A 5,755-nucleotide genomic window follows, 5' to 3' on the forward strand; every position below is an offset into this window, starting at 1 on the left:
CTCAGACTAAGACTACTAATGCTAATGGTAGGGCTTATTTCAATTTGAGTGCTGGTGCTGGTGTTCATCAGCTTGGTATTGATTTTGCTGGTGATGATTACTATAATGCTCTTTCTGAAGTGAGAACTATTACTGTAATCGGATGCGATGTTAATTTTGTCGCTCCTAATAAGAATCTTTACGTAGATGAAATTGATAAACATTATACTTACGGTTTGACTCTTAGAGACAGCAATGGCACTGCTTTGGCCGGTAAGAAGGTTACTGTTACTTTTAATGGTAAGACTCAAACTAAAACTACAAATAGTAATGGTAGGGCTTATTTCAATTTAACTGCTGGAAAATATGGTTCTTATCCGCTTAGCATTGATTTTGCAGGTGATGATTACTACAATCCTCTTTCTGATGTGAGAAACATTACCGTTGTTAAATATAATGTTGCTCTTAATACTGAACAGAATACTTTTGATTTGGAGGAAATTTCTACTAGTGGCATCATATATCCTGTTCTTTTAAGGGATAGTGATGGTAATCCATTAGGTAATGAAAATATTACTATTATTTTCAATGGTAAGACTTATGTTAACATAACTGACAGCAACGGTTATTGTTATTTCAACTTGACTGCTGTGAAATCCGGATATTATCAGGCCACTATCAAGTTTGCCGGTACTAAATATTACTATTCAAAAAGCCTTTCAAAAACAATTAAAGTAATTCCAATTGATGTTGCTTTCGTTGCTCGGGATGTTACTGTTCAAATGGAGGATATTTCTGGAGGTTACAGTTATCAAGTACGTCTTACTGATGTGGAAGGTAACGCTTTGGCGAATAAAAAAGTCACTATTACTTTCAATGGCAAAAAGCAGACTAGAACAACTGACAGTAACGGTTATTGTTATTTCACTTTAACTGTCAATAAGGCGGGTGCCTATCCTGTTAGCCTTGAGTTTGCCGGTGATAATTATTATAATCCTAAAGTTTGTTCCAATTATAAAACTATAACTGTAATCCAAAAGAGTGTTATTTTTGTTGTTGAGGATAACATTCCTTTAGATAAGGCATATTTCGGATATAATTATCCAGTTCTTGTTAAGGATAGTCAAGGAAATGTTTTAGCAAATAAAAAGATAACATTCACTTTCAATGGTAAAAAGCAAACCGGAACAACTGACAGTAAAGGTTATTGTTATTTCACTATAACTGCTGATAAGATGGCTACATTTGAAATCACTATTGAGTTTGCCGGTGACACATCTTATTCTTCTAAAAAGCTTTCAAAAAATATTAAAATCACTGAATCCACAAATCCATATGGAACTAAAGCTAAGAAAGTTTGGATTAATTCGGATAGTGGCAGTGATGACATGAAGAATGCTGTAGCGAATTTACTCAGGAAACTAGGTTGGACTGTTTATGTTGATGGAACAGGACCGGGCTATCACTATAGTGGTTATTTTGATGTTACAAGTGATTATCAGGTTTACATAACTTTGTATAACGGTTTTTGTGCGGGAACTGTTCGTGAAGCATATTCTTCATCCATACAAAACACTTTAAATAAAAAAGGTGTTAAATTGGTGATTATGTGGGATACCAGGGATTGGACAAATCCACAAGGAATGGCACCATACAGATATGGAAATTTCACAGGGTATACCGCTCATAGAGCATGGGATGATGATTTCAGTAAAGACGATCCGACAATATATAATGTTGGGGGGTGGCTGAAAGAGCAAAAATCATTGTATTGCGCATACCCATCAGTTGAAGGTTTAGTGGCCCAATTTGTGGCCGGCGGTTATTTTGCATATACCGGCACATAATCAATAACATATAATTAAAGATTGAGATTGATTTTAATCAATCCCATAACTTATTTTTTTTAAATTTTTGCATTCTTTTTTTGAGATAATTTTTTTCAGTTGAACTTAGTTCAAAAAGTATATTATTACTGCTATTTTTGAATATCGGCTTAAAAACCTAAACTTATTTAATATATTTTAAACAAAACTATTATCATATTACCTTTGGAGGATGAATATGAACAAAAGTGATTTAAAAAGAGATTATTATATGCTCAAAGGACCACTTGCCAAAAAAGGTTATGACTGGTGGTGGCATTCCTTTACAGGATATAATAAAAAAACAGGCGAAGCAAAACCTTTTTTTATTGAATATTTCGTTTGTAACCCTGCATTAGCTGAAGAAGAACCTACTTTAGGTCAAGACCCGGAAAATCAACGTTTAGGCAAAAAGCCATCTTATTTCATGATGAAAGTGGGCTGTTGGGGTAAAAATCCAAAACAGATTCATAACTTTTACTCAATGAAATATTTTGATTGCCCTGATGATGAATTAAATGTTCAGGTGGGGGACTGTAGCCTAACCGAAACACATATGCAAGGATTTTGCAGAGTATCTGAAGAAGATGCGAAAAATCACCCGGAATACATGTGCGATGCTGGGGATATGATGTGGGATTTGGACATTGACAAGCAAATCACTTTTAATGTGGGTTATGGTGCAAATTCATTGTTTAGAAAATTAAACTCCTTTGAAATGTTTTGGCATGCTGAAGGAATAAAAACCCAATACAGCGGAACCGTCTGGCTTGATGGGGAAGAATATGAGGTAATTCCTGAAAAATCATATGGTTATGCTGACAAGAATTGGGGTGGAGACTTCACATCTCCATGGCTTTGGATTTCATCATGTAACTTGACAAGCCTTATCACAGGTAAAAAACTTGAAAACTCAGCATTTGAAGCCGGTGGGGGAAAGCCAAAGGCTTTCGGAATTTCAATTCCTCGTAAATTGCTAATTGGATTTTATTATGAAGGAAAAATGTATGAATACAACTTTGCAAGATTCTGGAATCTGGTCAAAATTGATTTTGACTTTGAGGAAGGTGAAGATGTGCATACATGGAGAGTCAATGCAAGTAATAAAAATTCAAAAATGGAATTGGTGCTTTACTGTAAACGTGATGAAATGATGTTGTTCAACTACGAAGCTCCAAATGGTAAAAAATTACACAATCGTTTATGGAATGGTGGAAATGGTTGGGGTGAAATCAAATTATACAAAAAAGATGGAACCCTGATTGACCATGTGAAAATGGAAAATGCCGGTTGCGAATATGGGGAGTATGATAAAGAATGATATTTACAGACATCCTTGCACTGATTGTAGTATACATTTATGTAATTATCATTTTCATAGTGTCCGAATTCATGTTAAATGCACGTCCTGAAGTTTCACGTAAATTTTTGCATATTATGGTAGGTAATATGATTTTTGCCATGCCATTCTTTTCAAATACATGGGTCATGGTTTTCGGTTTGACACTGCCTGCATCAATAGGAACATTCCTGTTGACTGAATATTCACCAATCAAAATAGAAAACAGTGTTACTGAATCAGGCCATGCGTTAGGACTGTTTTTCTATTCTGCTATTTGGACAATTTTGATAATCATATTCACATTTATTGCTCCTGCTAATGATCCTAAATTCTATATTTGGATTGTTGCGCTAGCAATTGTGCCGATGGTATATGGTGACGGATTCGCAGCTTTAATCGGTCAGAAATTCGGAAGACTTAAATACACAGTATTCGGCGGTCAGAAGTCTGTCGAAGGGTCACTCACCATGTTTGTCATTACAACTGTGATGAGCGTATTTGTATGGATGGTCTTTGCTTCAATCGGTTGTACAATGCCTGAATTCAATATAGTTTACATTATACTTATTTCAGCTGTAGCAACTATTTGTGAAGCTTTAAGTTATGGTGGAATTGACAATTTAACAGTTCCTGCACTGACTTCTATTTTATATTATTTGGTAGCAGTATTATAGCTGCTTCACTTTTTTTTATTTTTCAACATTTGTTTTTTGCATTTCAGCAATCGTTTTTTGCATCTTGGAAACATCGCCAAATAGCCATTTATATAGACTTTTACCAAGTTATATTATCGAATGATTCTGGTGATATAATGGATTTAAGAGAAATTGCTGAAAAGAGAGTTGACGCAAAGATAAAATTTGAAGAAAACTTATATAAATATTTGATTGTAAATGTAATATTAGCCATAATATCCTTTGTATTTTTAAAAAGCTATTGGTTATTATTTTTCGTAATGTTTTTCTGGGGAATCGGCGTTTTGTCTGATTTTTTTGAAGCATACTCATTTGAAGATATTACAGGTATAGATTACAGGGAACGTAAAATTCAGGAAGAAATTTCAAAAATGGGTGAATAAAATGTCTGATAGCTTAAGATCAAGAGCCGAAGAAAGGGTAGATGCAAAGATTAAATTTTATGTGGATTTTATAATTTATGTAATTGTAAATTCAATACTGTTTGTAATCAATTGGTTATACACTCCTGAATTCTGGTGGGTGGCATTTCCACTATTTTTCTGGGGAATTGGAGTGCTGGTGAAATTTTTAAAAGCATTCGTATTTGTTGATAGGTTTGATGGAGATTACAGGGAACGTAAAATTCAGGAAGAAATGGAAAGATTAGGAATATGAATTATGAAAGTGAATTTGTTTGTTTCAAAAGATATAGATGAACCTTATGCGGATATTCACACAAATGAATTAACGGATAATGTTACAAAAGCAATATCAATTTTAGAAAGTGAAGAGTCAAATGATATGTTGGCCGTAAAGAAAGGATCGGACATAACCCTTTTAGAGCTTCAAGATGTATTCATGTTCAGGGTTGAAAATAAGCAGGTTAAGGTTTACACTCAAAATGTTGAATACATAATTAAAAAACCATTATATCAAGTAGAAGAAGGTTTAAACCAATCTTTTGTACGTATTTCAAAGACAACTATCGTTAATTTGAAAAAGGTTGAAAGGGTAGCTCCATCCCTTAAGGGGATGATGTTTATTGAGCTTAAGAATGGTTTGAAAGATAACATATCTAGAAAATATTTGCCGGGTTTTAAAGAGGCTTTGGATTTGTAGGTGATTGAATGAAAATAGTTGATATAATTGAAAAGTTGGCTTTGGGCGCTTTTGTTGGTTGCTTTATAGTACTTCTTGTTGCGGTTCTTATTTCATATAATGTCGGGCCGTCTGTTATGAAATTCAACGGAACAGATATTATAAACGCATTTTTCGGATCAATCGTTGCCGGTTGGGCATTTTCATTGAGCGGAATGATATATGATAGGGATGATATAGCATTGCCTTTACAGGTGATTTTCCAAATGGGCATTGGAATGGGAGTTTTATTCTTAATTGCCATATATCTGAAGTGGATGCCTATCGATTTAGGTTGGGGACCTGTTATTGCTTGGGTTTCAATAGCTTTGGTGTTCGGAGCTGTTTTCTGGTTTGGTTTTTACATTTATTATTATCTGATGGCTAGGGATTTAAACAGCAAGTTGAACAGATAATGTCGGTAAATAGTTAATCTATTTGCCGATATGTGTATGTACAAAATAATTTTATCTTATTTCTTCTTTTAATTAGAAATATTAACTATAAACATCATTAATTTAATAGTTCATGAAAAAACATGCAGTTTAATTTATCATAACTTTTATTTAATCAATTGAAATTCACACTCGCTACAGGATTTTGTTTGGAACTTAATGACTCCGCCACATTTGGGGCATAACCATTTTTGTCTGTCTTCACCCATCATGCGTCCAATGCCTGTAGTCTTGATTCTTTTTGCGCTGTCAAGTGTGTTCAAGTCATGCCTTTTTACATATTTTTTGGAATGTTTTTTC

At 34.0% G+C, this 5,755-nt stretch carries 7 protein-coding genes and 1 pseudogene; 7 read left to right on the forward strand and 1 reads right to left on the reverse strand.

What is annotated here, in order from left to right:
• The 7 genes from IJI93_RS03765 to IJI93_RS03795 form a co-directional block, all read left to right on the forward strand.
• Positions 1-1,826, forward strand: a 1,826-nt coding sequence (locus tag IJI93_RS03765; protein WP_292820128.1) for an Ig-like domain-containing protein, incomplete at its 5' end; no start/stop codon positions are given.
• Between the two features lie 217 nt (positions 1,827-2,043).
• Positions 2,044-3,165 carry a tocopherol cyclase family protein gene (locus tag IJI93_RS03770; RefSeq protein WP_292820130.1) on the forward strand — a complete coding sequence of 374 codons (1,122 nt, stop codon included), beginning with the start codon at positions 2,044-2,046 and terminating at the stop codon, positions 3,163-3,165.
• A complete protein-coding gene (locus IJI93_RS03775) occupies positions 3,162-3,860 on the forward strand; it encodes a diacylglycerol/polyprenol kinase family protein (protein ID WP_292820133.1) in 699 nt (232 codons plus the stop codon). Before IJI93_RS03770 ends, IJI93_RS03775 begins: the two co-directional genes overlap by 4 nt.
• Before the next feature lie 137 nt (positions 3,861-3,997).
• Positions 3,998-4,264: a 2TM domain-containing protein gene (locus tag IJI93_RS03780; protein ID WP_292820136.1), complete on the forward strand. Its 267-nt coding sequence runs from the start codon at positions 3,998-4,000 to the stop codon at positions 4,262-4,264.
• A 1-nt stretch (position 4,265) separates the two neighbouring features.
• Positions 4,266-4,538: a 2TM domain-containing protein gene (locus IJI93_RS03785; RefSeq protein ID WP_292820139.1), complete on the forward strand. Its 273-nt coding sequence runs from the start codon at positions 4,266-4,268 to the stop codon at positions 4,536-4,538.
• 9 nt (positions 4,539-4,547) lie between these two features.
• A complete protein-coding gene (locus IJI93_RS03790) occupies positions 4,548-4,982 on the forward strand; it encodes a LytTR family DNA-binding domain-containing protein (protein ID WP_292820142.1) in 435 nt (144 codons plus the stop codon).
• A gap of 8 nt (positions 4,983-4,990) precedes the next feature.
• Positions 4,991-5,416, forward strand: coding sequence for a DUF3021 domain-containing protein (locus IJI93_RS03795; protein WP_292820145.1), 426 nt, complete (start codon positions 4,991-4,993; stop codon positions 5,414-5,416).
• 146 nt (positions 5,417-5,562) lie between these two features.
• Here the strand turns inward: IJI93_RS03795 and IJI93_RS03800 are convergent.
• A pseudogene (locus IJI93_RS03800) lies at positions 5,563-5,755 on the reverse strand (hypothetical protein); the annotation flags it as partial.

Source organism: Methanobrevibacter sp. (assembly GCF_017431965.1).
In the GTDB taxonomy this organism is placed as follows: Archaea; Methanobacteriota; Methanobacteria; order Methanobacteriales; family Methanobacteriaceae; genus Methanocatella.